The sequence below is a fragment of the Mesorhizobium kowhaii genome (assembly GCF_042431665.1).
GTDB lineage: Bacteria > Pseudomonadota > Alphaproteobacteria > Rhizobiales > Rhizobiaceae > Mesorhizobium > Mesorhizobium kowhaii.
Genome location: NZ_JBHLYT010000250.1, coordinates 1 through 512, shown reverse-complemented (window position 1 = coordinate 512; position 512 = coordinate 1). Strand labels below are relative to the sequence as shown.

At 61.5% G+C, this 512-nt stretch carries 1 pseudogene; it reads left to right on the top strand.

Annotated elements, in window-relative coordinates:
• Positions 1-132 precede the first annotated feature (132 nt).
• A pseudogene (locus ACFFNA_RS40610) lies at positions 133-512 on the top strand (transposase); the annotation flags it as partial.

The window sequence follows — 512 nt, the reverse complement described above, 5'->3', positions numbered from 1 at the left end:
CAACACGGCCCAAGCCACCGCGCCCCTCCTCGACTCTACTGGAGGTTGGCGGATGTGGTGCAAGCCGTTGAAATGACGTAGGATTTGGTTGCTTAAGCCGATCCGAACCATTTCCCGGAGATCACACCCGCCATGAATGATCTTACGCTGCCGCTGAGCGGTTTGTCATCTGTTGGCGGCAAGTCCGTCGTCGCCCGTTTTGACGGCGGCATGTTGTCCTCGAACAGTAGTGCTGGCTCTGGCCGAGGTGGAAAAGCGGCTGCGTGTCGCCGAGCGTCTGGCGCGCTGCATCGATGATCCGCGCTGCCCGGACCAGGTCATCCATAGCGTGGCCGATATGATCGGCTTTCGCATGAAGATGATTGCCGCCGGCTACGAGGATGGCAACGACGCCAACCGGCTGCGCTACGATCCGGTCTTCAAGATGGCCCAGGATGCGCTGCCTTCGGGTCGGGATCTGGCCTCGCAATCGACGATGTGCCGGCTGGAGAACCTGCCTGGCGTGCGGGAAC